Annotated in this window: 20 protein-coding genes; 1 reads left to right on the forward strand and 19 read right to left on the reverse strand. The window is 57.7% G+C overall.

Translation table 11 applies throughout. The features are described from left to right. Positions 1 to 234: 234 nt before the first annotated feature. From K5R88_RS08095 to K5R88_RS08170, 16 genes are all read right to left on the reverse strand, one after another. Entirely contained in the window at positions 235 to 696 is a 462-nt protein-coding gene (locus tag K5R88_RS08095; protein WP_226299651.1) for a cyclic nucleotide-binding domain-containing protein, read from the reverse strand. 372 nt (positions 697 to 1,068) lie between these two features. Further along, positions 1,069 to 1,245 (reverse strand): hypothetical protein, encoded by a 177-nt coding sequence (locus K5R88_RS08100; RefSeq protein ID WP_226299652.1) that lies wholly within the window; start codon positions 1,243 to 1,245, stop codon positions 1,069 to 1,071. A gap of 70 nt (positions 1,246 to 1,315) precedes the next feature. Further along, positions 1,316 to 2,899 (reverse strand): aldehyde dehydrogenase (NADP(+)), encoded by a 1,584-nt coding sequence (locus tag K5R88_RS08105; protein ID WP_226299653.1) that lies wholly within the window; start codon positions 2,897 to 2,899, stop codon positions 1,316 to 1,318. 42 nt (positions 2,900 to 2,941) lie between these two features. Further along, a complete protein-coding gene (gene araD1 / locus K5R88_RS08110) occupies positions 2,942 to 3,937 on the reverse strand; it encodes an AraD1 family protein (protein WP_226299654.1) in 996 nt (331 codons plus the stop codon). A gap of 41 nt (positions 3,938 to 3,978) precedes the next feature. Then, entirely contained in the window at positions 3,979 to 5,154 is a 1,176-nt protein-coding gene (locus K5R88_RS08115) for an L-rhamnonate dehydratase (RefSeq protein ID WP_007943924.1), read from the reverse strand. A 256-nt stretch (positions 5,155 to 5,410) separates the two neighbouring features. Then, positions 5,411 to 6,682, reverse strand: a complete 1,272-nt coding sequence (locus K5R88_RS08120; protein ID WP_226299655.1) for an OprD family porin — start codon at positions 6,680 to 6,682, stop codon at positions 5,411 to 5,413. A 218-nt stretch (positions 6,683 to 6,900) separates the two neighbouring features. Next, positions 6,901 to 7,938, reverse strand: a complete 1,038-nt coding sequence (locus K5R88_RS08125; protein ID WP_226299656.1) for a c-type cytochrome — start codon at positions 7,936 to 7,938, stop codon at positions 6,901 to 6,903. 43 nt (positions 7,939 to 7,981) lie between these two features. Next, complete coding sequence (locus K5R88_RS08130) at positions 7,982 to 8,884, reverse strand: SMP-30/gluconolactonase/LRE family protein (protein WP_226299657.1); 903 nt, start codon at positions 8,882 to 8,884, stop codon at positions 7,982 to 7,984. 10 nt (positions 8,885 to 8,894) lie between these two features. Beyond that, positions 8,895 to 10,001, reverse strand: coding sequence for an ABC transporter substrate-binding protein (locus K5R88_RS08135; RefSeq protein ID WP_226299658.1), 1,107 nt, complete (start codon positions 9,999 to 10,001; stop codon positions 8,895 to 8,897). Between the two features lie 76 nt (positions 10,002 to 10,077). Continuing rightward, positions 10,078 to 11,100: an ABC transporter permease gene (locus K5R88_RS08140; RefSeq protein WP_226299659.1), complete on the reverse strand. Its 1,023-nt coding sequence runs from the start codon at positions 11,098 to 11,100 to the stop codon at positions 10,078 to 10,080. Positions 11,101 to 11,180: 80 nt separating this feature from the next. Beyond that, positions 11,181 to 12,101 carry an ATP-binding cassette domain-containing protein gene (locus tag K5R88_RS08145; protein ID WP_226299660.1) on the reverse strand — a complete coding sequence of 307 codons (921 nt, stop codon included), beginning with the start codon at positions 12,099 to 12,101 and terminating at the stop codon, positions 11,181 to 11,183. Beyond that, positions 12,098 to 12,694, reverse strand: coding sequence for an ATP-binding cassette domain-containing protein (locus tag K5R88_RS08150; RefSeq protein WP_226299661.1), 597 nt, complete (start codon positions 12,692 to 12,694; stop codon positions 12,098 to 12,100). Before K5R88_RS08150 ends, K5R88_RS08145 begins: the two co-directional genes overlap by 4 nt. A gap of 36 nt (positions 12,695 to 12,730) precedes the next feature. Further along, positions 12,731 to 13,696, reverse strand: a complete 966-nt coding sequence (locus K5R88_RS08155) for an amidohydrolase family protein (RefSeq protein WP_329959896.1) — start codon at positions 13,694 to 13,696, stop codon at positions 12,731 to 12,733. A 20-nt stretch (positions 13,697 to 13,716) separates the two neighbouring features. Continuing rightward, positions 13,717 to 14,643, reverse strand: coding sequence for a YncE family protein (locus tag K5R88_RS08160; RefSeq protein WP_226299662.1), 927 nt, complete (start codon positions 14,641 to 14,643; stop codon positions 13,717 to 13,719). Between the two features lie 37 nt (positions 14,644 to 14,680). After that, positions 14,681 to 15,964, reverse strand: coding sequence for an MFS transporter (locus K5R88_RS08165; protein ID WP_226299663.1), 1,284 nt, complete (start codon positions 15,962 to 15,964; stop codon positions 14,681 to 14,683). 58 nt (positions 15,965 to 16,022) lie between these two features. Continuing rightward, the gene (locus tag K5R88_RS08170; protein WP_226299664.1) at positions 16,023 to 17,075 is read right to left on the reverse strand and encodes a 4-hydroxythreonine-4-phosphate dehydrogenase PdxA; all 1,053 of its coding nucleotides are present in this window, start codon (positions 17,073 to 17,075) and stop codon (positions 16,023 to 16,025) included. A 410-nt stretch (positions 17,076 to 17,485) separates the two neighbouring features. Here K5R88_RS08170 and K5R88_RS08175 point away from each other — a divergent pair, with 410 nt between their 5' ends. Next, entirely contained in the window at positions 17,486 to 18,448 is a 963-nt protein-coding gene (locus K5R88_RS08175) for a LysR family transcriptional regulator (protein ID WP_226299665.1), read from the forward strand. Positions 18,449 to 18,963: 515 nt separating this feature from the next. Here K5R88_RS08175 and acs read toward each other — a convergent pair. From acs to K5R88_RS08190, 3 genes are all read right to left on the reverse strand, one after another. Then, a complete protein-coding gene (gene acs, locus K5R88_RS08180; RefSeq protein WP_226299666.1) occupies positions 18,964 to 20,931 on the reverse strand; it encodes an acetate--CoA ligase in 1,968 nt (655 codons plus the stop codon). Positions 20,932 to 21,142: 211 nt separating this feature from the next. After that, the gene (locus K5R88_RS08185; protein ID WP_226299667.1) at positions 21,143 to 21,631 is read right to left on the reverse strand and encodes an Lrp/AsnC family transcriptional regulator; all 489 of its coding nucleotides are present in this window, start codon (positions 21,629 to 21,631) and stop codon (positions 21,143 to 21,145) included. 47 nt (positions 21,632 to 21,678) lie between these two features. Continuing rightward, positions 21,679 to 22,335, reverse strand: a complete 657-nt coding sequence (locus tag K5R88_RS08190) for an HAD family hydrolase (RefSeq protein WP_226299668.1) — start codon at positions 22,333 to 22,335, stop codon at positions 21,679 to 21,681. Positions 22,336 to 22,378: the final 43 nt, after the last annotated feature.

Below are 22,378 nucleotides of genomic sequence, written 5' to 3' on the forward strand. Positions count from 1 at the left end.
ACAGCGCGATGATTGCACCTAATTTCGGCTGACTGAAACGCTAGGGCAGTAATACCTAATGGAAATAGCTACAAATTCCCTCCAACTGTGACACCCAGCTATAGGGAGCGGTAGAAGCCGCCAGGATGGCTCAAGCTAGTACAAACTGCTCGGTGCAAACACCGTAGTGATGAATGTAAGCGACAGCAAAGGCTCGACTTCGACGAGCTTTGCGGCATGCACGCCTCATGAAGATTAGCGGCGAGCGCAATCACTCATAAAGCGACTCATATCACGAGAAAGGTTGATAAAAAATATTTCGTATTGCTGGCTATCCAGTTCATGAAGTCTGAATAGAAACTGGCAGGAAATTTTAAGCGCTATGCATTCGTCGGTCGAAGCGCCACTAAATAGTCTGGGGCGCATCGCCAGCATTGCAGGAAAACCAACACTTTCCCCCTCGGTAGTCGTTCGGATGACTTTGCGGCCGCCTTCGGTGTCCTGATATATCTCCACATGCCCCTTTAGAACGATATAGAAGCAATCTGCGCGTTCTCCTTGGCGATAGAGCATCTCGCCCTCCGCTAATCTGTACAACTCACCGCCCGACAGCACTTGCTCCACGAAATGGTCCGAGAGGGCTCCGAAAGCGGACATTTGTCGGAACGCCTCGGCAGGAAGAATATCGCTGAGCAAAACTGGGTCGAGAGATTGCATGGCTCTACACCTGCTGTCACTCCCCTACTGGAATAGCACGCTGTGCATGAAGCAGCTAACTCCGTCATGAGAGCCTAGCTGAGAACCGAGCTCTGCGCCTTTGAGTGGCTGCCAATATGCATGCAAGCATTATAAGACATAAGAGACTGCATGAGCCGATGAACGAGCTCCCTGGCAGACAGGACACCGACTTGCCCCTTTTTGATTGTCCTTGCGCCAGGCTTCTGGCAGATTGCCGCCCTTGATAGACGTATCGATCTGCTTACCCCCGAAGTAGACAATCTGCCCCCGAGCTCCAAGAAAAAGAAAAAGAAAAAAGGAGGGGCATCAGAAAGTAAGAGTTGGATACCCCTCCGGAAACAAAGTGTTCTATCAGCTGTTCTGAACAGCCGCCGAACTGATCTGCTGCGACAATAGCAACTGCCATACCTGTGATTCGAAACCCACCGAAACGGCCATCAGCAGACATTCGACCGCAGCGCCTGACAGCGAAAACTTTATCTGTTCGGCACCCCTTGCCTGCTCGGCCAGCCGGCCGCCATCAAACATCCACGTTCGATAATGGCCGAAGGTTATTAGCGATTGAAAGTCCCCTTTTTATTGGAATGGCAAACAGTCCTCAGCCCTGTGATTCACGCGTACTCACGCCGTCTACTAAGCGCCGAATCCCCAGCGGATTGGCGTTCTGCAACGCCTCGTGCAACAACGCATCCGGGTAGTTCTGGAAGCACACCGGACGTAGGAAACGATCAATCGCCAGCGAGCCGACTGAGGTCCCCCGCGAATCGGACGTCGCCGGGTACGGCCCGCCATGCACCATCGCCTCGCAAACCTCGACACCCGTCGGATAACCATTGAGCAAAATCCGCCCGACCTTTTCCTGCAGCGCCTCCGCGAGCCAGCGGTACTCCAGCAATTCCTCGGCCTCACCAATCAGCGTCGCCGTCAGTTGCCCGCGCAGGCCATGCAACGCTGCCGCCAGCTGAGCCCGATCTTCGACTTCGATGACGATGGTGGTTGGTCCGAAGACTTCTTCCTGAAGCAGTTCGTCGCCCATGAGCAACAGACTGACATCAGCCTTGAACACTTGCGGATGAGCCTGATTCCCCAGTTGAGGCTTGCCCGCCAGATGCGTCAGCCCCGGATGTTCGTGCAGTTCGCCAAGGCCCCGGCTGTAGCTGGCCAGCGCGCCGGCATTGAGCATGGTTTGCGCCGGTTGCTGGTTCATGCTGGCGCAAAAGCTTTCCAGAAGCAGGCTGAACTGCGGCGACCGCAAACCAATGACCAAACCTGGATTGGTGCAAAACTGACCGCAACCCAGTGTCACCGATGCGGCCAATTGCGCGGCAATCTGCTCGCCACGTACCGCGAGCGCTTTGGGCAACAGGAACACCGGGTTGATGCTCGACATCTCGGCAAACACCGGGATCGGCTGCGGCCGGGTCGCGGCCATGTGGCTCAGGGCATTGCCGCCCTTGAGCGAACCGGTGAAGCCCACGGCCTGAATCGCCGGATGCTTGACCAGCCATTCACCGACGCCACCGCCATAAATCATGTTGAACACGCCGGCCGGCATCTCGGTGCGCTCGGCGGCGCGGATGATGGCATCCGCCACCCATTCGGCCGTCGCCAAGTGCCCGCTGTGGGCTTTGAACACCACCGGGCAACCGGCCGCCAGTGCCGAGGCGGTATCACCACCGGCCGTTGAGAACGCCAAGGGAAAGTTACTGGCGCCGAACACCGCAACCGGCCCGAGGGCGATGCGGTACTGACGCAGATCCGGACGCGGTAACGGCTGGCGATCCGGCAGGGCCTGATCAATTCGCGCACCGTAAAAATCGCCGCGCCGCAGAACCTTGGCAAACAAACGCATCTGGCCGCTGGTGCGTGCGCGTTCACCCTGGATACGCCCCGCCGGCAACGCGGTTTCGCGGCACACGGTGGCAACGAAATCATCGCCCAACGCATCGATTTCATTGGCGATGGCATCGAGGAATGTCGCGCGTTTTTCCGCGTTCAGGTTGCGGTAAATCGGATACGCAGCGGCCGCAGCTTTGGCGGCGGCGTCCACTTCGGTTTCGGATGCCTGGAAGAAGGTGCCGGGCAGCGGTTCACCGGTAGTCGCGTCGAGGCTTTGCAATTGCAACGTGCCGTTGGCGCTGCGGCGACCGCCGATGTAGTTGTGTCCAAGTAGCGAAGTCATGACTGATTCCTTGACCGGTCAACAGCGCCGGAGGTTAAAGACTTAAAGCCCGCGAATCTGACCGATGGCCAGCGGCTGGGCGCTTTCGCCGATGCCGTTTTCCAGTGGCGCGCCGAACTCATCGAGGCTGATCTGGAAGCGATCGCCCGGCTGGGTTTTCACTCCATCGGCAAACGACAGCGTGGCCGTGCCGAAGTAATGCACGTGGACATCACCGGGGCGCAAAAACTGCGCGTATTTGAAGTGGTGGAATTCAAGGTTGGCGAGGCTGTGGCACATGTTGTCTTCGCCGCTGAGAAACTCTTTTTCCCAGATCGTTTCGCCATTGCGTTTGATGCGGCTGGTGCCCGCCAGATGCTTGGGCAATTCACCGACGCGCAGCTCCGGACCGTAAGCGCAGAAACGCAGTTTCGAATGGGCGAGGTACAGGTAATTGCGCCGTTCCATCACATGGTCGGAGAACTCGTTGCCCAAGGCATAACCGACGCGGTATGGCTGGCCGTCATCGCCGATCACATAGAGGCCAGTCAGCTCCGGTTCTTCGCCGGCGTCTTCGGCAAACGGCGGCACCGGGAAGTCCGCGCCGGGGCGCACGACAATGCTGCCGTCACCTTTGTAGAACCATTCCGGCTGCGCACCGACCTGCCCTGCCGCTGGTTTGCCGCCCTCCAGGCCCCATTTGAACATGCGCATGGTGTCGGTCATGCCGGCTTCGACTGCGCCGTCCTGCTGATGCATTTTGTCCCGCGCCGAGGCGCTGCCTAAATGGGTCAGGCCGGTGCCGCTGATCAGGCAATGCGCCGGGTCTTCGTGGTCCAGTGGCGGCAGGATTTTGCCCTGCTGCAACAGCTGGGCGTAATCCGGTCCCGGTTCGGTGCCGCGCTGGGCGACTTCTTCTTGCAGGCTGCGTTGGGCGCAGATCGCCGCGAGTGCCAGTTCGCGGGTGCTGCAGGTGCCTTTCAGCAGCTGAACCTGTGGACCTTCGACGAGGCCGACCTGGCGTTCACCCGCAGTGTTTTCAAATTGAATCAGGCGCATGTCGGCCCTCCAAAAAGTCGTGAATGTGTGGCACCACAGGGTCACTCGATGATGTTGAAGTCGCTCAGGTATTCATCGGAGATTTCCAGGCCCAGGCCCGGCGTGTTGTCGTCGAGCTGGATGTAGCCGTTGACCGGTTGCGGCTCCCCCTTGAACACGTAGTAGAAGAGCTCATTGCCGACTTCGACGTCGAACACCGGGAAGAACTCGGCCATCGGTGAGGCGGTGGTGGACATGGTCAGGTGATAGTTGTGCATCTGCCCGGCGTGCGGGATCACCGGCACCGACCAGGCTTCGGCCATGGCGTTGATCTTGCGCGCGGCGGTGATGCCGCCCACCCGGTTGGTGTCGTACTGGATCACGTCGACAGCGCGGCGTTCCAGCAGGTCTTTGAAGCCGTAGGAGGTGAACTCGTGCTCGCCGCCGGAGATCGGCATGATCCCCATTTTTTTCAGCTCGATGTAACCCTCGATGTCATCGGCGATGACCGGTTCTTCGAGCCAGCGCGGTTCGAACTCGGCGAGTTTTGGCAACATGCGGCGAGCGTATTCCAGGGTCCAGCCCATGTAGCACTCGAGCATGATGTCGATGTCGGGGCCGGCCAGGTTACGCAGGGCGCGCACTTGCTCGATGTTCTTGCGCATGCCTGCCGGGCCATCTTTCGGACCGTAGCCGAAACGCATTTTCAGCGCGGTGAAACCCTGGTTCAGATAGCCCTGGGCTTCTTCGAGGAACAGGTCGAGGTTGTCGTTGGCATAGAGCTTGGAGGCGTAGGTCCAGATTTTTTCCTTGGTGCGGCCACCGAGCAGTTTGAACACAGGCTTGTTGACCGCTTTGCCCATGATGTCCCAGATGGCAATGTCGATCGCCGAGATCGCCGCCATGCCGATGCCTTTACGGCCCCAGGCGTGACTCTGGCGGTACATCTTCTGCCAGATGTATTCGTTGTCGAACGGGTCTTCGCCAATCGCAATCGGCGCCAGATAGGTGTCGATGATTTCCTTGGCCACACGCGGCGCCAGGGCGCAGTTACCGATGCCGACAAGACCGGTGTCGGTCTCGACTTCCACCACCAGCCAACCGTGGAAACGGAACGAGCCCATGGCGTCGCCGCGCTCGAACAAGATGTCGCTGGCGTTGGTGCAGAAGTGCGCTTGAGGGGGGACGACTTTGCCTTTCCACTCGAAAACACGGGTACGGATCGCTTTGATTTTCATGAATACAGTTCCTTCACTGTGGATTCAGTTGAATTGAGTCGTGTACAGGCTGTTCGCCCTGAGGAGGTTGCGCTCTTTTGATGGTCCGACTTTAGCTGCGCTGTACCGGCCTGAATAATCACTTATGTTTATCCGGCGATAGCCTGTAGAAATACCTTTTTGATGAACGCCCAAACTCGGGTTATCGATAAGAAAAGCTCTTGGCGTACGTTCCCTCTGCTCTTTCGAAAAAAGGGACGCACTGCGCCTTTTCAAATCAGAGCAACGAGATCGGGTAGTTGAAGATCAAACGGTTCTCATCGAACTCGTTGTTGCTGAAGTCGCGGCGCAAGCTGGTGTTGCGCCATGTCACCGACAGGTTCTTGAAGGCGCCGCTTTGCACGACATAGGCCAGCTCGGCATCTCGTATGCTTTCCTGGCCGTCGGTGATGGCGCCGACGTGTACGTTGTCACCGCTGATATAGCGGTTCATCAGGGTCAGACCGGGGATCCCGATAGCGGCGAAGTTGTAGTCGTAGCGCACTTGCCATGAGTGCTCCTGAGGATTGTCGAAGCTGGCGTTGAAGCTGTCATTGCCCAGGCTGCCGCCGCTGGTGCCGTTGACGCGCATCCACTTGCCGTCGCCGGTGAGTTTTTGCAGGCCAACGTAGAACGTACTGCCGCCAATCTTGGCGGAGAACAGGCCCGAGTAGACCTTGTTGTCGATTTTCCCGGCCAGTTCGCTGCCGTCATCGTTGTCCTGGAAATAGCCGAGATTGGCGCCCAAGGTCCAGTCTCCGATCGGCTGGCTATGCACCAGGTTGACGAACTGCTGGTTGTAGATGTTTTCTAGCTCGGCATGCCAAAGACCGATCTGAGTGCGCTCCTGGTTGAAGCGATACTCCCCACCAGCGAAATTGAAACGATCCGACAGCGCTTTATCGACACCCATGTCTTCCATGCTCGCGTCGTTACGCTGGCTGGTGCCACGGAACTGGCCACCATAGAGGGTTAGGCCGGCGATCTCTTTGGAGGTGACCTGGGCCCCTTCAAAAGTCTGCGGTAATGAACGGCCGTCATCGGCCCGGAGGATCGGCAGCACCGGGCGCCATTCACCCACCTTCAGCTCGGTGTTCGACAATTTGACCTTGCCGGCAACAGCCAGGCGACCGTAATCATCGGCCGGACGGCCGTCGTCATGGATAGGCAGCAGGCCGGTACCACTTGTGCCTTTGCCACCGTCGAGCTTGAACGCCCCCAAGCCCAGCATATCCACACCGAAACCGACAGTGCCTTGAGTGAAGCCGGAGCGTGCATCGAGGATGAAACTTTGGGTCCATTCGGCGGCCTTATTTTGCGGATAAGACGGATCGACGAAATTGCGATTCATGTAAAAGTTGCGTACTCCAAGAGTGACCTTGGCGTCTTCGACAAAACCATGCTCTTCGGCCAGCGTCGATGACGCGCAGATAGCCAGCGCTACGCCGAGGGCGACGCTCGTCAGGGTTGGTTTCGGAAAGTCAGTCGCTACGGTTACGGAGTCAGCCATTATTGTTGTGCTCCCATCTTTTTTTTGGACAAAGCCGTCCCCTTCGGGCTGGTGAAGCCCGATGACGTGATGCACCGAAGGGGTCAGGCAAGTTGATCGGCCAAAGTCGGCCGTTAATCACGCAGCCACTTGCGTGGTGCGTAAAAGCGCTCAGCCGCTCGGATGGCCCGACTCAATCGCCGGGCTATTACTCATGGCTCGATACAGGGGCGCCATCTTCACAGCGGGCCATGGGGAAACGGCCCGAAACGTGCGCGTCGATAGCCCTCAGGGTCATCGGGGAAATGCTCTGGAATGGCAAATCCCGCCGGACGGAACGTCGGATTGGGGTATAGGCCGATCCGCTGGGGATTATGCCGACGCGGCAACTCACTGTTGATGTAAGACGCGATGTCGTAGGCCTCGTCTATCTTCAGCTGTGGCGCAGAAGCGGTACTTCCAAAAGGCATGTTGGCGTAGATGAAGCGGGTAAGCAGCGGCACCATGTACATATGCCCGCCATCGTCGTAAGTGTCATCTCCGGCGATAGGCGGGAACAGATAGCCGCCACCCTTGGCAAAGTCCGGTGCTGGCATTCCCTCGCCCTTAACGCCGTGGCATTGGGTGCAATGCGCGGCGAACAGTCTTTGCCCCTGTTTAGGGTCGGCGGCGCGATCGGGCATGTTAATGGGCAACAGGCCTGTGCCCGGCACGGCTATGCCCGGCTTACTCTGGCCACCCAACCAACGCAGGTAGGCAACGATGGCCTGCATTTCCGGTTTCTCTGCCGTCAGCTCAACTTCGCCTTTGCCAAACATCCCGGCAATCCGCTGTTCCAGTGAGATAACCTTCATGCTTTTCGGATCAAGCTTGGGATATTCGTTGACGGCATTAACCAGAGGCAGTGCATAGGGTTTGCTGCCCGGCAATCCGGAAGGTCCTGCCTCATGACAGTTGGTACAGCTGAGGTTGTTACGCGAATAACGCTTGCTGTGATCCTCCGCGAGCGGCCCGGCCAACTGAGTGGTTTGCCGCATCAACTTCATGCCATAACGAATCAGCTCGCCCTCGGCCCCCGGTGGAATAGTCTCCATTTGCGGGACGGTCCAGGGTTGCACTGGACGCGATGCGAAGCTTTGGAACAATGCAGCCGCCTGCTTGTTGTCCGGCATGCTGCCAGGGATTAAGGCCGGCGGCTCCTCCGCCATGCAAGGCACGCCTATCAGGCTGCAGAGCAGCCCTGGCCAAAGGGCACAGATGAGAAATTTTCTGAACATTGCTGGTCCTCTTATTATTGTCGTTCGGCATGGACGCGGCGCATCAGCTCTGGCATCCCCGCGTGTTCAGCGTGATGGCATAGAGCGAGGTGGATGCCGTGATAAACAGACGATTACCTTCAGCGCCCCCGAAGGTGCAATTGGAGATTTTCTCCGGCACCAGGATCTTGCCCAGCAGACATCCGTCGGGGGCATAGACCTGGATGCTGTCCTGCGAGCTGACATACAGCCAGCCTTGCTGATCGACGCGAAATCCATCGGGCAATCCTGGTTCGATCACCGCAAACAAACGGCCATTGACCAGACGCCGACCGTCGAGCACATCGAACACACGGATGTGATGGCAACCGTCTGCGGCATGGGAAGCCGAGGTGTCCGAAACGTAGAGCAATGTCTCGTTAGGTGAGAACGCCAGGCCATTGGGTTTCTCGAAGTTATCGGCCACCCTGCTCAGCTCATTGCTCAGTGGATCGAAGCGATACACATGGCAACCGTCCTGCTCACTCTCCGCCCGGTAACCTTCACGATCACTCATGATTCCGTAGGCCGGGTCGCTGAACCAGATGCTGCCATCGGACTTGACCACCAGATCATTCGGAGAATTGAGCCGGGCGCCTTGATAGCGGTCGACCAGTACCTCCACCCGGCCGTCGCTCTCGGTGCGCGAAATACCGCGCCGGCCGTGCTCACAAGTGACCAGCCGACCTTCGCGGTCGCGGTAGTTACCGTTGCTGAAATGCGCTGGCTGACGGAATACGCTAAAGCCCTCATCGGCCGACCAGCGCAGCATGCGGTTGTTGGGAATATCGCTCCAGACCACGCAACTTTGCTCGCTGATCCACACCGGGCCCTCACCCCACTCGGCCCCCGTACAAAGCTGCTCAAGGCGACTGTCCGGGTTCAGGATGCGCTGCAGCCTCGGGTCGAATATCTCGATGTTTTTCATGGCTCGGTCCTTAATGCTTCCAGATCTTGCTGTAAGCCGCGGCATAGCCATTGTCCGGATCGAAGGTGTTGCGCTCCCCACCATCGAACTCCACGTTCTGCGGTGTGACCAGGTGCACCGCGGTTACGTAGCCGCTTGGCTGCTCGCCGGCGAAGGCCCGGTTCAGTTCGTCAATCAGCTGCCAACCGTGCAGGTTGAGTGGCTCCGGAACTGTCGCCACCTGATAGCGTGACTTGCGGATGCGCTGGAATGCCGACTCGCTGCCGTCACCGGCCGACAAGCTGAAAGGCGGCTGGTCAGGCTTGCGTCCCACGCGGCTGAGCGATGGACCGATGAAGTCGAAGTACAGGTCGTTGATCCCCAGCGCGTAGTTCCACTTGTCACCATGACGCTGGAGCAGCGAGGTGGTCAGTTGCGGCATACGCGTCGAGGTTTCGGCCAATGGCGTGTCTTGCACCTCCAGCAACGAACAGCCGGAGCATTGCTTGATCACTTGAGCCATGGCGTCCGATTTGGCGGTCGCTACGGTATACAACGAGTCAGTGAAGATCACGACGCCGGCCTTGCCGTCAGATTGCGCCACGGCGTAATAAGCTGCGATTTTGGCCACCTCCGTCGGGTCAGTGGTGACATTGACGAACAGCCCCTCCGCGGGCATTGCACCGGCCCCTGGCCCGGCGTGCCAGCCCACCATCGGAATGTTCGCCGCGCGAACCTTGCTGATGGCAGCAGCCTGTTCATGGGCATCGAAGCCGCCAAGAATGATGCCGTCTGGCTTCAGTGCGAGGGCCTGGTTCAATGCAGCCGTACGCCCGGAAATGCTGCCCTGGCCGTCCAGCACACGGAGCTTCCAGCCAATGGCTCTGGCTGCATCCTGTACCCCCTCACTGACCCCCAGCACGCCGCTGTTGCGCAAATCCGCGGCGACAAACAGCACTTGCTTGTCGGCCTGAGCCGCCGGACCGGTGATCGGCCCATTCCAGTGGTGCCAAGGCTGAGTTGCATCGGCAATCCGCTGCTTGGCTTGTTCGACGAAATCATCGGCAAACGCCGACGTCATGACCGACAGGGCAAGCAGCCCGGAGACCAGGGTGCGGCTGAAAACAGGCAAAGTCATAGCGTTCTACTCCGAAAGAGTGGAAAAAATATGTGAGCTTTTGTTGGTCTGAAGCGCGCCAGTTCTGGCGCGAAGATCAATTCGCTGCGCTACGTGTATTGCGCACGCGCGTCCGTCGACGTCCGGAAAAACCAGCGATACCGATCGCCAGCAACAAGGTGACGCCATTGAACAGTGGCTCGACGAAGAAGGCCCCGCCCAACTGCTGAATACCGGCAATTCCCACTGCCAGAACACCCACACCGATTAACGTGCCCCAGACATTGACCCGTCCCGGACGGATGGTGGTGGAACCCAGGAACGCACCGACCAGCGCCGGCAACAGAAACTCCAGACCTACGCTGGCCTGGCCGATTTGCAACTTGGAAGCCAACAACACGCCAGCTACCGCAGTCAGCAGGCCCGAACCCATGAAGGCACCGATCACATAACGGCGGCTGGGAATACCGTTCAACTCGGCCGCCCGCGGATTAGCGCCGATGGCATAGAGAAACCGGCCAATGGGCAGAAACTCGGTCACCACCCACAGCACCAGCGCCAGGCCCATGACGTAAAAGGCACAGACCGGCAAACCAAACAGCATGGCGCCATTGAGCTGGATGAAACCGTCAGGCAACTCGCCGAACACCTGGCGTCCACCGCTGTGCCACAGCGCCAGCGCATAGATCACCGTGCCGGTGCCGAGCGTGGCAATAAACGAGTCGATTTTCGCCATCTCCACCAGCAGGCCATTCAGAAACCCGAACAGGAGGCCTGCGGCCAAGACCACCAAAACCGCCGCAGGCCAGGAAAAGCCGTAGCGTGTTTGCAGGCTGATCACCAGGATATGCCAGAGCACAATGCCGTAGCCGACGGTCAGATCGATCTTGTTCGTCAACATGGGAATCATCGCGGCCAGAGCGAGGATAGCGATGATCACTTTGTCGCTAAGGATCGAGTTAAGGTTCAGCAATGTGGGAAAGGTATCCGGCAGCAGCACGGAGAAGAACAGGATCAGTAACAGCATCAATACCGGCATGCCGTAAACCGGCAACAGGCGCGAAAAGTCCCGGGACAGAACGCTCGGATTTATCACCGGAGCGGCGTTATCAGATTTCATGGCAATCCTTCTGTTGTTATTGGTTTTTGCACAGGGCTGAGGCGCACGGCAGATCAAATCAGCCCACCCTTCAACGAACGTCAATGGCCTGCTGGTTCACTGGCGGAGGCATACTCAAGCAGACTGTTGACCGACAGCTGGTCCTTGCCGAGGCTGGCAACCACTTTCGCGCGACTGAACACCAGTGCACGGTGGGCGATATTGGCCACCTCCTCGAAGTCGGTGGAAATCAACAACACCGCCAGCCCCTGCTCCATCGCACACTGGATCAGCCGGTAAATCTCAGCCTTGGCGCCAACGTCGACCCCGGCAGTAGGCTCTTCGAGAATCAGCACGCGATCGGTGATCTTCAGCCAACGCGCCATTACCACCTTTTGCTGATTACCACCGCTGAGGGTTTCCACTGGACACTCGGTATCGTTGGGACGTACTCCAAACCGGCGAACCAGCTCATCGGCTTGTTGCCGCTCGTCCTGCGGGGCGATCCAGCCAAAGAGTCCGAGTCCGTTGGCCACCGGATTGAAGTAGAGGTTCTCGCGCACCGACATCGGCATCGTGAGCGACTCTCCACAGCGGTCACCAGCGACCAGACCGAGGCCTTGACGCATGGCCGCCTGAGGGGAAGTCGGACGCAGCAGCGCACCATCGAGCAGGACTTGGCCCGCCTCCATGGGTTGCAGACCAAACAAGGCACGACCGATGAGTTCCTGACCTGCACCACGCAGACCGGCCAGCGCGAGAATCTCGCCAGCATGCAGCTCAAAGGACAACCCGCGGACCGGACCGGTCTGCAAGTCCTGCACCTGCAGCACCAGCGGACCATTACGCACCGGAGCGGCCAGATAGAGCTGCTCGGGCTCGCGACCGACAATCTGTCGCACCAGATCCTGCGGGTCGGTATCGGCGATCGCCTTGCGGCAGACCAATTGGCCGTCGCGCATGACCGCCACCTGATCGGCCACACGAAAAATTTCGTCCAGCCGATGGGACACATAGATCATCCCCACCCCCTTTCGCGCAACCGCTTGAGCACCTTGAACAGACGCTCGGCATCGTCCGCCGGCAGGCTCGCGGTCGGCTCGTCGAGGATCAATAATTCGGCGTCCATGGCCAGCGCCCGGGCGATGGCAATCAGGGATTTTTGCGTACGTTCTAGCTCGCCGACCGGTGTATCCGGGTCGATACTGCCATCCACCAGCGCCAACGCCTCGCGGGCCTTGCGCCGCACCCGAGCCCAGTCGATCAGGCCGAGGCGGCGGGGAAAACCGCAACTGAACGCGATATTTTCCGCGGAGCTAAGCGAATCGATCAGGCCCAGATCCTGGTGGATGAAGGCGATGCCACGGCGGTCGGCGTCGCTCTCGATCGGTCGCCCCTTGAACAGAATGCGACCTTCATCCAGCCCATGCACGCCGGCGAGCATTTTGATCAGGGTGGATTTGCCCGCGCCATTCTCCCCAAGCAGGGCCAGCACGCTGCCGGCTTCTACCTGCAGGTTGACCCGATTGACCGCCAGGGTTCGGCCAAAACGCTTGCTGACATTTTCGTAATACAGGAGCGGCAATCCTGCAGACTGCAGTGACTCACTGAGCATTTTGTTGTTTTCCTTATTATGATTTTTTGCGTCCCGCTACAGCGCAATCCGGTAAAAACGCTGGGCGTTGCGCCAGAAGAAGGCCTCACGCTGCGCCGCGTCGTAACCCTCGAGCATGGCATCCATGGATCGCACCAACGGGTCATAACCAATACACAAACCAGCCACCGGAAAGTTGCTGGCAAACAGGCAACGTTCAATACCGAACAGCTCCAGGGTTTCGCGCACCACCCCACGGTTGCCTTCCAACGTCCAGGGTTGATCGCGCAAACCCAGCTCGGACACTTTCACCCAGACATTCGGCTGCGCCGCCAATGCCTGCATGCCTCTGCGCCAGCCATCGAGACCGGTGCTGCTTCGGTCCCAGGGGAAACCCATATGGTTGAGCACGATCGGCACTTGGGGAAACGCCGCTGCCACCTGCGCGGCCTCAGCCAGGTGCCAGTAGGGCACGCGCAAGTCCCAGCTCAGTCCGTACTTGGCCAGTAGCGCGAAACCGCGCAACCAGGCTGGGTCCTGCATGCTGCCCGGCTGGCCACGCACACTGGCGGCCAATTCGGGGCTGGCCGCCGTGAGCGGCTTGCTGCGGATGCCCCGCAGCAACGGGTAGTCCAAGTGACGCTTGAGAATTTCCTCGCAGTTGTCGTGGTGGAACCAGACATGCGCCACAACCGCATTGGGAAAACCAAAACGCGCATGCTGCTCGTGTACCCAACGGGTCTCCGCGACCTGAAAGCCGCGATCATGCTCGGCCTCACAGTGCACGGTAGCCAGTACCCGGTGCTCGGCGCTGTCGGCGAGATAGTCCTGCGCCAAGTAGTTGCGCCGTAGCGCACTGTAATCACCCAAAAAGAACGCCGGGTCCGTAGGCCCCTGTAGCCAGGGATAGCTATGGCTATCCAGATCCCATAAGTGGTGGTGCGCGTCGATGAGGGTAATGGGAGCGGTGGCTCCCACCTCCAGGCCCAGACGTTCATGCAAACTGCGTGGCATGGCTGTCATGATCTTCTCGCCTTCAGCACTTAGCGGACGATGACCTGCGAAACATCTGGCTCAAGCAGGGTTTCGAAGTAGCGCTCGAAGGTCCAGTTGTCCAGATTGAGCATGCCGACGCGCTGATCCTTGAGGGTGACGAATGCCAGATCACGGGTCGGATGCAAGCTCATGGCGATCGCCGCGCTGTCCAGTTCGATACGACGAATTTCCTGCAGATCCGCGTTGAACACCGAGATCGACTGCTCACCATAATTGGTCACGAAGAGGCGATCCTGGCGATCACGGTAGATCCGGGTCGGGTCCGCGCCGGTTCGACCGCGATGGGTCACTTGCAGGGTTTCCACATCGATGGCGACGATGCTGTTATCGCCACGGGTGGTCACGTACAGCGTGCGCTCATCCTGGCTGAAGCAGTTGCCCTCAGGCTGGCTGCCAGGTTGCAGCGGCAACGGTGCAACGGTCGGATCCTGGGGCTTGAGGCGGGTCACGGTGTTGCTCAACAGATTGAGCGCAAAGCCCGTTTCACCGTCACGGGTCAGTGCCACCAGGTGACTCTTGTAGCCGCCTGAAGGAATCGCCCGATCAGGTACATCTCGCAGGTGCGGTTGATCGAAAATCAGCAGGGTCGAATGCCCTTCGCTGAGCACGTAGAGACGGTCCTGTTGATCCATTGCCAGGCCATGCGGACGAAAGTACGGCCAGATGTCCAGGGTGCGCACGTGCTCACCCTTCTCCAGATCGATGACAAACACCGAGCAGCCACCCTCGCCTTTATGGCTGGAAGTCTCGATACCGTAATGGCCGACATAGGCAAAACGGTTCTGCGAGTCGACGACGAACTCGTGAGGGAAGTCCGGCAGGCGAATGTGCTTGATGGCCTCGCCGCTGGCGACGTCGTAGAAGCTGAAGGTATGGGCGCATTTTTGCACCAGCAAAAGAATTTCCTGACTCATGGTTTGACTCCTCATTCGTTATGCGCAGATTTTTGGCTTAAGCTTTGTCGCATTTGGCTGGCAGGACCCACGCCAGCAATGCAGCCAGTGCCACCGATATCGCCAGGCTGTAGACGCCGACACTTTGGTCATACTGGGAGATCAGGACGCCGACGAAATAAGGTCCGCAGAAGCCGCCGAGGTTACCCAGCGCATTGATCACACCGCGCGCACCGCCGGCCGCTTCGGCACTGAACAACTTCGCTGGAATGGTCCAGAAGACGCCGGCTGCCGACTGCAGAAAGACCCCACAGCCGACCAGCGCTGCGAAGGACCACCACATGTGTTCCCGCAGCGTGACGGAGAGAAACAGGCAAAGTGCGAAACACGCCAACGGCACGACAATGAACACTTTGCGCTTGCCGCTACGGTCCGAGAGGTTGGAGAACAGCAGCATGCCGAACATGGCGCCCAGATACGGCAGGATGGCCAACATGCCCACCATGCCCATGCCTGTGTGGGTCAACTCTTTAAGGATGGTCGGCAACCACAAGGTGTATCCATAAATGCCCGCCTGATAGAAGAAGTTCAGCGCGATCAGATGCCACATGGTTCTGTCGCTCAGTACTGCCTTTAACGAAACGCTTCCGACCTGTTTACCCTGGATAGCACGCTGCTCTTCGCGCAACGTCGTGATGAGATAGTCCCGCTCTTCTTTGGAGATCCATTTCGCCTCTTGCGGACGGTCACTGACTGTCAGCATCCACAACACCATCACCACGGCCGACAGCAGCCCTTCGATGATGAACAGCATGCGCCAGTCCAACGTGGAGATGATCCAGCCCGACAAGGGTGCGGTGATGATCCCGGCCAATGGAACGAACATGATTACAATGGCATTGGCACGCCCGCGCTCCTTGTCCGGGAACCAATTGCTGATCATTGTCAGCACCACCGGTAGCATGCCGCCTTCGGCCACACCCAAGGCAAAGCGCAGAAACAGCAGTTGGTAGTGATTGGTGACCAGACCGGTCAATACCGAGATGACCGCCCACGCCAACAACGACCAGCCAATAAACTTCTTGCCGCTGCCGTGCACGGCCAGCTTTCCACCGGGCACCTGCAGAAACAGATAACCGATAAAGAAAATGCCACCGGCCAAGCCCATCATGCTGGCCGTGATACCTAACTCCGCCCCCATGCCTCCGGGCATGGCAAAGGCAATATTGATCCTGTCCATGTAGGAAATGATGCAAGTGATCAGTATTGGCGGAATAACCCTCAGCCAACGGCTATTGGCAATAGAAGGACTTTCTGCGGCTGCAAGCGTGCTGGTGTTCATGATCGGGTACCTTTTATTGTTTTAGTGGAGCACTGGAGCGGTACGCGTACTTTTCGGCTTAACGCCGACCGCTGCCCATCCGACAAGCAATCTCGAAAGCCTGGCGGATGGCTCCGACATTGGCTTTGCCCTGCCCTGCGATATCGAAGGCGGTTCCGTGTGCCGGTGTGGTGATGGGAATCGGCAGTCCACCCTGCACCGTCACTCCACGGGAGAATCCCATCAACTTGATCGCGATCTGCCCTTGGTCGTGGTACATGGTCACCACCGCGTCGAAAGCTTTGGCATCGCCCTGAACCTTGAGAAAAATGGTGTCGGCCGGATAAGGGCCATCGGCGTCGATCCCGTGCTCCCGCGCGGTCTTCACCGCAGGGCCAATGATGTCTAGCTCTTCACGGCCGAAACTGCCGTTGTCACCGTTGTGCGGGTTGAGGCCACAGACACCGATCCGTGGCTTGGCGAGACCGTTGCGCTTGAGCGCCGTGTCGATCAGTTCGATGGCTTCCACGACCCTGGCTTGACTGAGTAATCCCGGCACCTCGGCAAGTGCCACATGGGACGTCACTCGCGATGTCCAGAGATTGTCGAGGACATTGAACTCGCAGAACGGCCCATGGAAATCCAGGTACTCGGCAAACCAGTGCAGCTCGTCGCTATGGGTCATGCCCGCCATATGCAATGAGGTCTTGTTCAACGGGCCAAACAACAACGCGTCTGTGCTCCCCTGATGAGTCAGGCGCAGACCTGTTTCCAGAGTGTCCAGACAGTACTGACCGCCGATGGCGCTGGCCTCGGCACGCGGGAACTCGCCGCGCGCCTCGCCGCGGTATTGATAGAACAGCGGGGTGTCATCACTGAAGTCCAGAGCATCCAGTGAGTCGATGGTGCGATAGGGAAAGGTGCAACCGGCGATGTCCATGCCAATGCGCATCTGAGCCTCGTCAGCGATCAACAGCAGATGGGCTTTGGAGCGCACCTGCGATTCGGCGAGTAAGCGGGCGATCAATTCCGGACCGATACCCGCCGGGTCACCCAGGACTAGGGCGATCTTTGGTTTGTACGATTGCAGGTCGTCTGACAGCTCGCGCTGATCAGCACTTGAATGGGCCATGACGCACACCTCAGCCTTTGTTTTTATAGTTAAGGCGAATGAAGGCATCACTGCTTTCCCGCCTCTCGGTAGGACGACTATCGAAGAACAGGCGATAACCGTCTAATCAAAGCTTCTGATAGGGTGATCACCTCAGGATATAAGCGAAAAGCTCTCAAGCATCCGCTGCCTGCAATTCAAGCCGACATAACTGTGGGCTATCACCCTATTTATTTTTTTGACTAGACGCGTTATGCATAGCCCCACACACTTATCCTGCCGCAAGACGCGGTGATACCTTGCAAGTTGCACTAGGGTTCGTTGGCGCCATCCTCGTTTGATGATGGAAAAATGGCTGCCTGAACAGCAACCACTGGCAGCGCCGGAGATTTTTTTCTAGCTTGCCGCCACCTCATTGCCGAGCCGAACCCATGACCCGAATTCCCGATGCCAGCGTGATACACAGCCGCTTGCGCTTGCGCCAATTGCGGCTGATGCTCGCTTTGGAGGAGTTTGGTTCTCTACGCCGCGCCGCCGAAAATATCGGCATGACCCAACCCGCTGCGACCAAAATGTTGCATGAGGCCGAGGGGGTACTCGGTGTCGAACTGTTCGAGCGTTTATCTCGTGGCATGCGCCCCACACCTTTCGGAGAAACAGTTACCTACTACGCTCGTATGGTTTTCGCCGAGCTCAGTGGCATGCGTGAAGAGTTGGTTGCGCTGGAATCCGGCAATCTTGGCCGGGTCACTGTCGGAGCCATTCCAGCCTTGGCCTCGGGCTTACTGACACGGACTATTGCAACCTTAAAGAAAAGCCATCCACGGCTGTCGATGAGCATTCAGGTCGACACCAGTGACGTACTGGTGAATGCGTTGCTTCAGGATCAACTGGATTTGGTACTAGGAAGGATTCCACCCGGAGCGCGGTCCGAAGAGTTGCTCTTCGACAGCCTTGGCGAAGAGCAGCTATGTGTCATTGCCGGAGCGCAAAATCCCTTGACCCAAGCCACCCAATTGACTTGGGGAGAACTGCAGAACATGACCTGGGTTCTGCAACAACAACCCAGTCCGATGCGCACCATCATCAATCAGGTATTTCACAACGCACGGGTTGATGTCCCCAGCAGCATCGTCGAAACCACGTCGATCATGACCCTGCTGTCGCTGATCCAACACACCGACATGCTCGGCGTTACGCCACTCTCTGTGGTCGATGACTATCCTGGACGTCATCTATTGGCCATTCTGCCGATTAGCTTCGAACCACGCTTGCCACCGTTCGGTCTGATCACTCGGCGGCATCGAATTATGTCATCAGCGATGCAAGCCTTCATCAGCACCGTGAAAGCTGAACATCAGCTGAAAATATCCACAAGCGTATCAGACACATAACCTAGCGATCACGCCATTAAAAGCATGACCAAAGTCATTAGAAGCAAATACAGCTATATTTCATATGCACCATAAAGTTAGAGAAATTCGCAGACAGCTTTTGTCTTAATAAGACTTGGGCGCTCTGCTAGCAAGACTCAATGATGGATGGGAGGATCTAATTAACAGCGATCGTACATCCACCAGAAACTGCCAGTTTCGAAAACCTAGTAATGCAAGACAACATCGATGACAGCACCATCATAAAACCATGACGCTGAAGCTGACGGAGGCGAACGTGCATTACGCCGCCTCCAACTCGTGCAAATTGTTAAGCATGGGGATAAAAGTGCGTCTAGTGCGCCCCCAAGTCCTGAGCTCCCGCGTACTCACGTCATTCACCGGGCCTGTCCATAACTGGGCGCAGCCGAGCGACCAACGCCGCCAGCTCCATCTATCCATTTATTGAGTGGAAAGATTTACATAATGAGCATGCGAAAAAAACAGGTTTCGGCTGCTTCAAAGGAGCTTATTCTCTACCGGAGAAAGGCCCGGGAGTTCATGGTTTTATGGGTGTCGATCAAATGCTGCACCACACCGGGATCGGCCAGAGTGGAGATATCCCCCAACCCCTCATATTCAGCCGTGGCAATCTTGCGCAGAATGCGGCGCATGATCTTGCCCGAACGGGTTTTCGGTAGGCCCGGCGCCCACTGGATCACATCCGGCGAGGCAATCGGGCCGATCTCTTTACGCACCCAGTTTTTCAGCTCCAGACGCAGCTGCTCGCTCGGCTCTTCGCCACCGATCAACGTGACATAGACATAGATGCCCTGCCCCTTGATGTCGTGCGGCACACCGACCACGGCTGCTTCGGCGACTTTCGGGTGGGCGACCATCGCGCTTTCGATCTCGGCGGTCCCCATGCGGTGGCCGGACACGTTGAGCACGTCATCCACGCGACCGGTAATCCAGTAGTAACCGTCTTCGTCACGACGCGCACCGTCACCGGTGAAATACATGCCGCGGAAGGTCTTGAAGTAGGTATCGACGAAGCGGTCATGGTCGCCATACAGCGTCCGCGCCTGGCCTGGCCACGAATCGAGAATCACCAGGTTGCCCTCGGCCACGCCTTCGAGGATGTTGCCCAGGTTGTCCACCAACGCCGGCACCACGCCGAAGAACGGACGCGCCGCAGAACCCGGCTTGAGCGCATGCGCACCCGGCAGCGGGCTCATCATGTTGCCGCCTGTTTCGGTCTGCCACCAGGTGTCGACGATCGGGCAACGGGACTGGCCGACGTTCTTGTAGTACCAGTCCCACGCTTCCGGGTTGATCGGCTCACCGACCGAACCCAACAGACGCAAGCTGCTGCCATCAGCGCCTTCAACGGCGGCCTTGCCCGACGCCATCATCGCGCGGATGGCGGTGGGGGCGGTGTAGAGGATATTGACCTTGTGCTTGTCGACGATCTTCGCCACCCGGGTGATGTCCGGATAGTTCGGCACGCCTTCAAACAACACCGTGGTCGCGCCATTGGCCAGCGGGCCATAAACGATGTAGGTGTGGCCAGTGACCCAACCGACGTCGGCGGTGCACCAGTAGACTTCGCCCGGACGGTAGTCGAATACACGCTCATGGGTCATCGCCGCGTACAGCAGATATCCGCCGGTGGTGTGTTGCACGCCCTTCGGCTTACCGGTCGAACCGGAGGTATAAAGGATGAACAGCGCTTCTTCAGCGCCCATTTCTTTCGGCGCACACACAGTGCCCGCCACTTTCATCAGGTCTTCGAACCAGATGTCGCGATGCTGGTTCCACTTGATGTTGCCACCGGTGCGCTTGCACACGATGACTTTCTGGATGCTGCTGGTTTCCGGGTTGGTCAGCGCGTCGTCGACGTTGGTCTTGAGCGGGATCTTCTTGCCGGCACGAACACCTTCGTCGGCAGTGATCACCACTTTGGATTTGCAGTCGATGATCCGACCCGCCAGGGCTTCCGGCGAGAAACCACCGAACACCACCGAGTGAATCGCGCCGATCCGGGTACACGCCAGCATGGCGACCACAGCTTCGGGGATCATCGGCATATAGATAGTCACCACGTCGCCGCGGTGCACATCCTGGCCGCGTAAGGCGTTGGCGAACTTGCAGACTTGTTCGTGCAGCTCGCGATAAGTGATGTTGCGGCTTTCGGCAGGGTCATCCCCTTCCCAAATGATCGCGACTTGATCGCCGCGCTCGGCCAGATGGCGGTCGAGGCAGTTGTAGGAAACGTTCAGGGTGCCATCGGCGAACCATTTGATGTCGACATGGTGATCGTCGAAAGAAGTCTGTTTCACCGTGGTGAAAGGCTTGATCCAGTCGAGGCGCTTGGCTTGCTCGCGCCAGAAGCCGTCCGGGTTAACGACGGACTGCTGGTACATGGCCTTGTAGGTCGCCTCGTCAGTCAGGGTGTTGGCCGCAACCTCGGGACGAACGGGATACAGAGAAGCCGCACTCATCTTTGTTACCTCGGTGGAATAGTTGTTTTTGTTAAATATTTTCACTGATTAAACGAGCTCGGCACGCAGGAGCCACAGCTCACGTCTCAAGCCTGCCCGTGATGGTGTTGTGCTCCTTTAATGACAAGTCATATTTGGAAGCGCTTGAGCAATATGGATTTGGACTGCGTACTACTCCTTACTTTGCCTGATCCAATTGATCTGGGTAGCATCAGTGACGCAATAGCCTACGTAGCGGAAACCCATCTTTAAGTACTAGGGATTTTATGACGATATAACTAAAGTACTTGGAAATGCCGATATTCTTGTCCAGCAGCCCTTCGATCACTTCCTGATAATGCTGGATGCTACAGGTCATGAAGCGCACCAGGTAATCGTAACCACCGCTAACTAAGTGACACTCGAGTACCTCATCGACCAAACGAATATTGGACTCGAACTTGGCGAAGTCCTCCCGTTTATGGTCGCTGAGCGTGATCTCAGTAAATACCGTGACCGAGTCGGTGATCTTGGCAAGGTTTAAATGAGCTCTATACCCGGAAATATAGCCAGCCGATTCAAGCCGCTTGACCCGCTGCAAACATGGGCTGGACGACAGACCCACCGCATTGGCAAGACTGACGTTGGTCATTCGACCGTCTTTTTGAAGTTCAACCAGGATATTAATATCAATTCGGTCTAGTTTTATTAAACCTTCCATCGGGTACCTCGTGATTGCAGCTCAGTTAGACAGTGGTTTTAGCAAACTCAACGTCGCAACGATAGCTGATGCTGAGCGACCAGGTCGGCCATGCTGGTGATGTAAAAGTCTGCGGTATATTCCTGGGTACAATTCTCATGGCCACGACGGATCAGACACAAACCAGCCGATTTTGGCGACTCCGCAGGAGGTCTGGAAACCTGCAGAATATTTTCAGGTTCCAGGTTGTTGTCCAGCAACCATGCGCCGTCCTCCAATGGATTACTGGCTCGGGAATGCAGGTCTTCGGGTAAAATCCCCAAACGCTCACAGAGCTGCTCGCGATCTTCAGCATCACGATCGCAGTACACCAGCAGCCGATAGAATTTGCGCAGATACAACATGGCACCAGGCGCGTCCTCGAACAACGACCAGTTGCATGCCGAACGGGCGAAACTCATGCCCTCCTCCCAACTGGCCTTGAGCCCAAGGCGCTCTGCCAGTTGACGATGGGCAAAGCACAATAGGCCACTGAAACCCAGCTCGGAAAAACGGGGATAGAGCGTGCGTACCGCCTCGTCAAACTCAGCCAATACCTCTTCCCTGCCTAACATGCCCGAATGGTTTTCGAGCAAAGGTTGCAGGGCCGTCCAGATACCGGAATCCCGATCGACCAGGACTTCGTCGCAATCGATCAACAGTGCACGATAATCAGTCAGGTACATGGTTGTAGTCTCCCATGATGCATTCATCAATCCATGTGCGCTA

The organism is Pseudomonas sp. MM213 (assembly GCF_020423045.1).
Taxonomy (GTDB): domain Bacteria; phylum Pseudomonadota; class Gammaproteobacteria; order Pseudomonadales; family Pseudomonadaceae; genus Aquipseudomonas; species Aquipseudomonas migulae.

Excerpts from the sequence above, each read along its gene's own strand:
- K5R88_RS08095 (WP_226299651.1), bottom strand. The coding sequence starts at position 696 with ATGCAATCTCTCGACCCAGTTTTGCTCAGCGATATTCTTCCTGCCGAG.
- K5R88_RS08100 (WP_226299652.1), bottom strand. The coding sequence starts at position 1,245 with ATGTTTGATGGCGGCCGGCTGGCCGAGCAGGCAAGGGGTGCCGAACAG.
- K5R88_RS08105 (WP_226299653.1), bottom strand. The coding sequence starts at position 2,899 with ATGACTTCGCTACTTGGACACAACTACATCGGCGGTCGCCGCAGCGCC.
- araD1 (WP_226299654.1), bottom strand. The coding sequence starts at position 3,937 with ATGCGCCTGATTCAATTTGAAAACACTGCGGGTGAACGCCAGGTCGGC.
- K5R88_RS08115 (WP_007943924.1), bottom strand. The coding sequence starts at position 5,154 with ATGAAAATCAAAGCGATCCGTACCCGTGTTTTCGAGTGGAAAGGCAAA.
- K5R88_RS08120 (WP_226299655.1), bottom strand. The coding sequence starts at position 6,682 with ATGGCTGACTCCGTAACCGTAGCGACTGACTTTCCGAAACCAACCCTG.
- K5R88_RS08125 (WP_226299656.1), bottom strand. The coding sequence starts at position 7,938 with ATGTTCAGAAAATTTCTCATCTGTGCCCTTTGGCCAGGGCTGCTCTGC.
- K5R88_RS08130 (WP_226299657.1), bottom strand. The coding sequence starts at position 8,884 with ATGAAAAACATCGAGATATTCGACCCGAGGCTGCAGCGCATCCTGAAC.
- K5R88_RS08135 (WP_226299658.1), bottom strand. The coding sequence starts at position 10,001 with ATGACTTTGCCTGTTTTCAGCCGCACCCTGGTCTCCGGGCTGCTTGCC.
- K5R88_RS08140 (WP_226299659.1), bottom strand. The coding sequence starts at position 11,100 with ATGAAATCTGATAACGCCGCTCCGGTGATAAATCCGAGCGTTCTGTCC.
- K5R88_RS08145 (WP_226299660.1), bottom strand. The coding sequence starts at position 12,101 with ATGATCTATGTGTCCCATCGGCTGGACGAAATTTTTCGTGTGGCCGAT.
- K5R88_RS08150 (WP_226299661.1), bottom strand. The coding sequence starts at position 12,694 with ATGCTCAGTGAGTCACTGCAGTCTGCAGGATTGCCGCTCCTGTATTAC.
- K5R88_RS08155 (WP_329959896.1), bottom strand. The coding sequence starts at position 13,696 with ATGACAGCCATGCCACGCAGTTTGCATGAACGTCTGGGCCTGGAGGTG.
- K5R88_RS08160 (WP_226299662.1), bottom strand. The coding sequence starts at position 14,643 with ATGAGTCAGGAAATTCTTTTGCTGGTGCAAAAATGCGCCCATACCTTC.
- K5R88_RS08165 (WP_226299663.1), bottom strand. The coding sequence starts at position 15,964 with ATGAACACCAGCACGCTTGCAGCCGCAGAAAGTCCTTCTATTGCCAAT.
- K5R88_RS08170 (WP_226299664.1), bottom strand. The coding sequence starts at position 17,075 with ATGGCCCATTCAAGTGCTGATCAGCGCGAGCTGTCAGACGACCTGCAA.
- K5R88_RS08175 (WP_226299665.1), top strand. The coding sequence starts at position 17,486 with ATGACCCGAATTCCCGATGCCAGCGTGATACACAGCCGCTTGCGCTTG.
- acs (WP_226299666.1), bottom strand. The coding sequence starts at position 20,931 with ATGAGTGCGGCTTCTCTGTATCCCGTTCGTCCCGAGGTTGCGGCCAAC.
- K5R88_RS08185 (WP_226299667.1), bottom strand. The coding sequence starts at position 21,631 with ATGGAAGGTTTAATAAAACTAGACCGAATTGATATTAATATCCTGGTT.
- K5R88_RS08190 (WP_226299668.1), bottom strand. The coding sequence starts at position 22,335 with ATGTACCTGACTGATTATCGTGCACTGTTGATCGATTGCGACGAAGTC.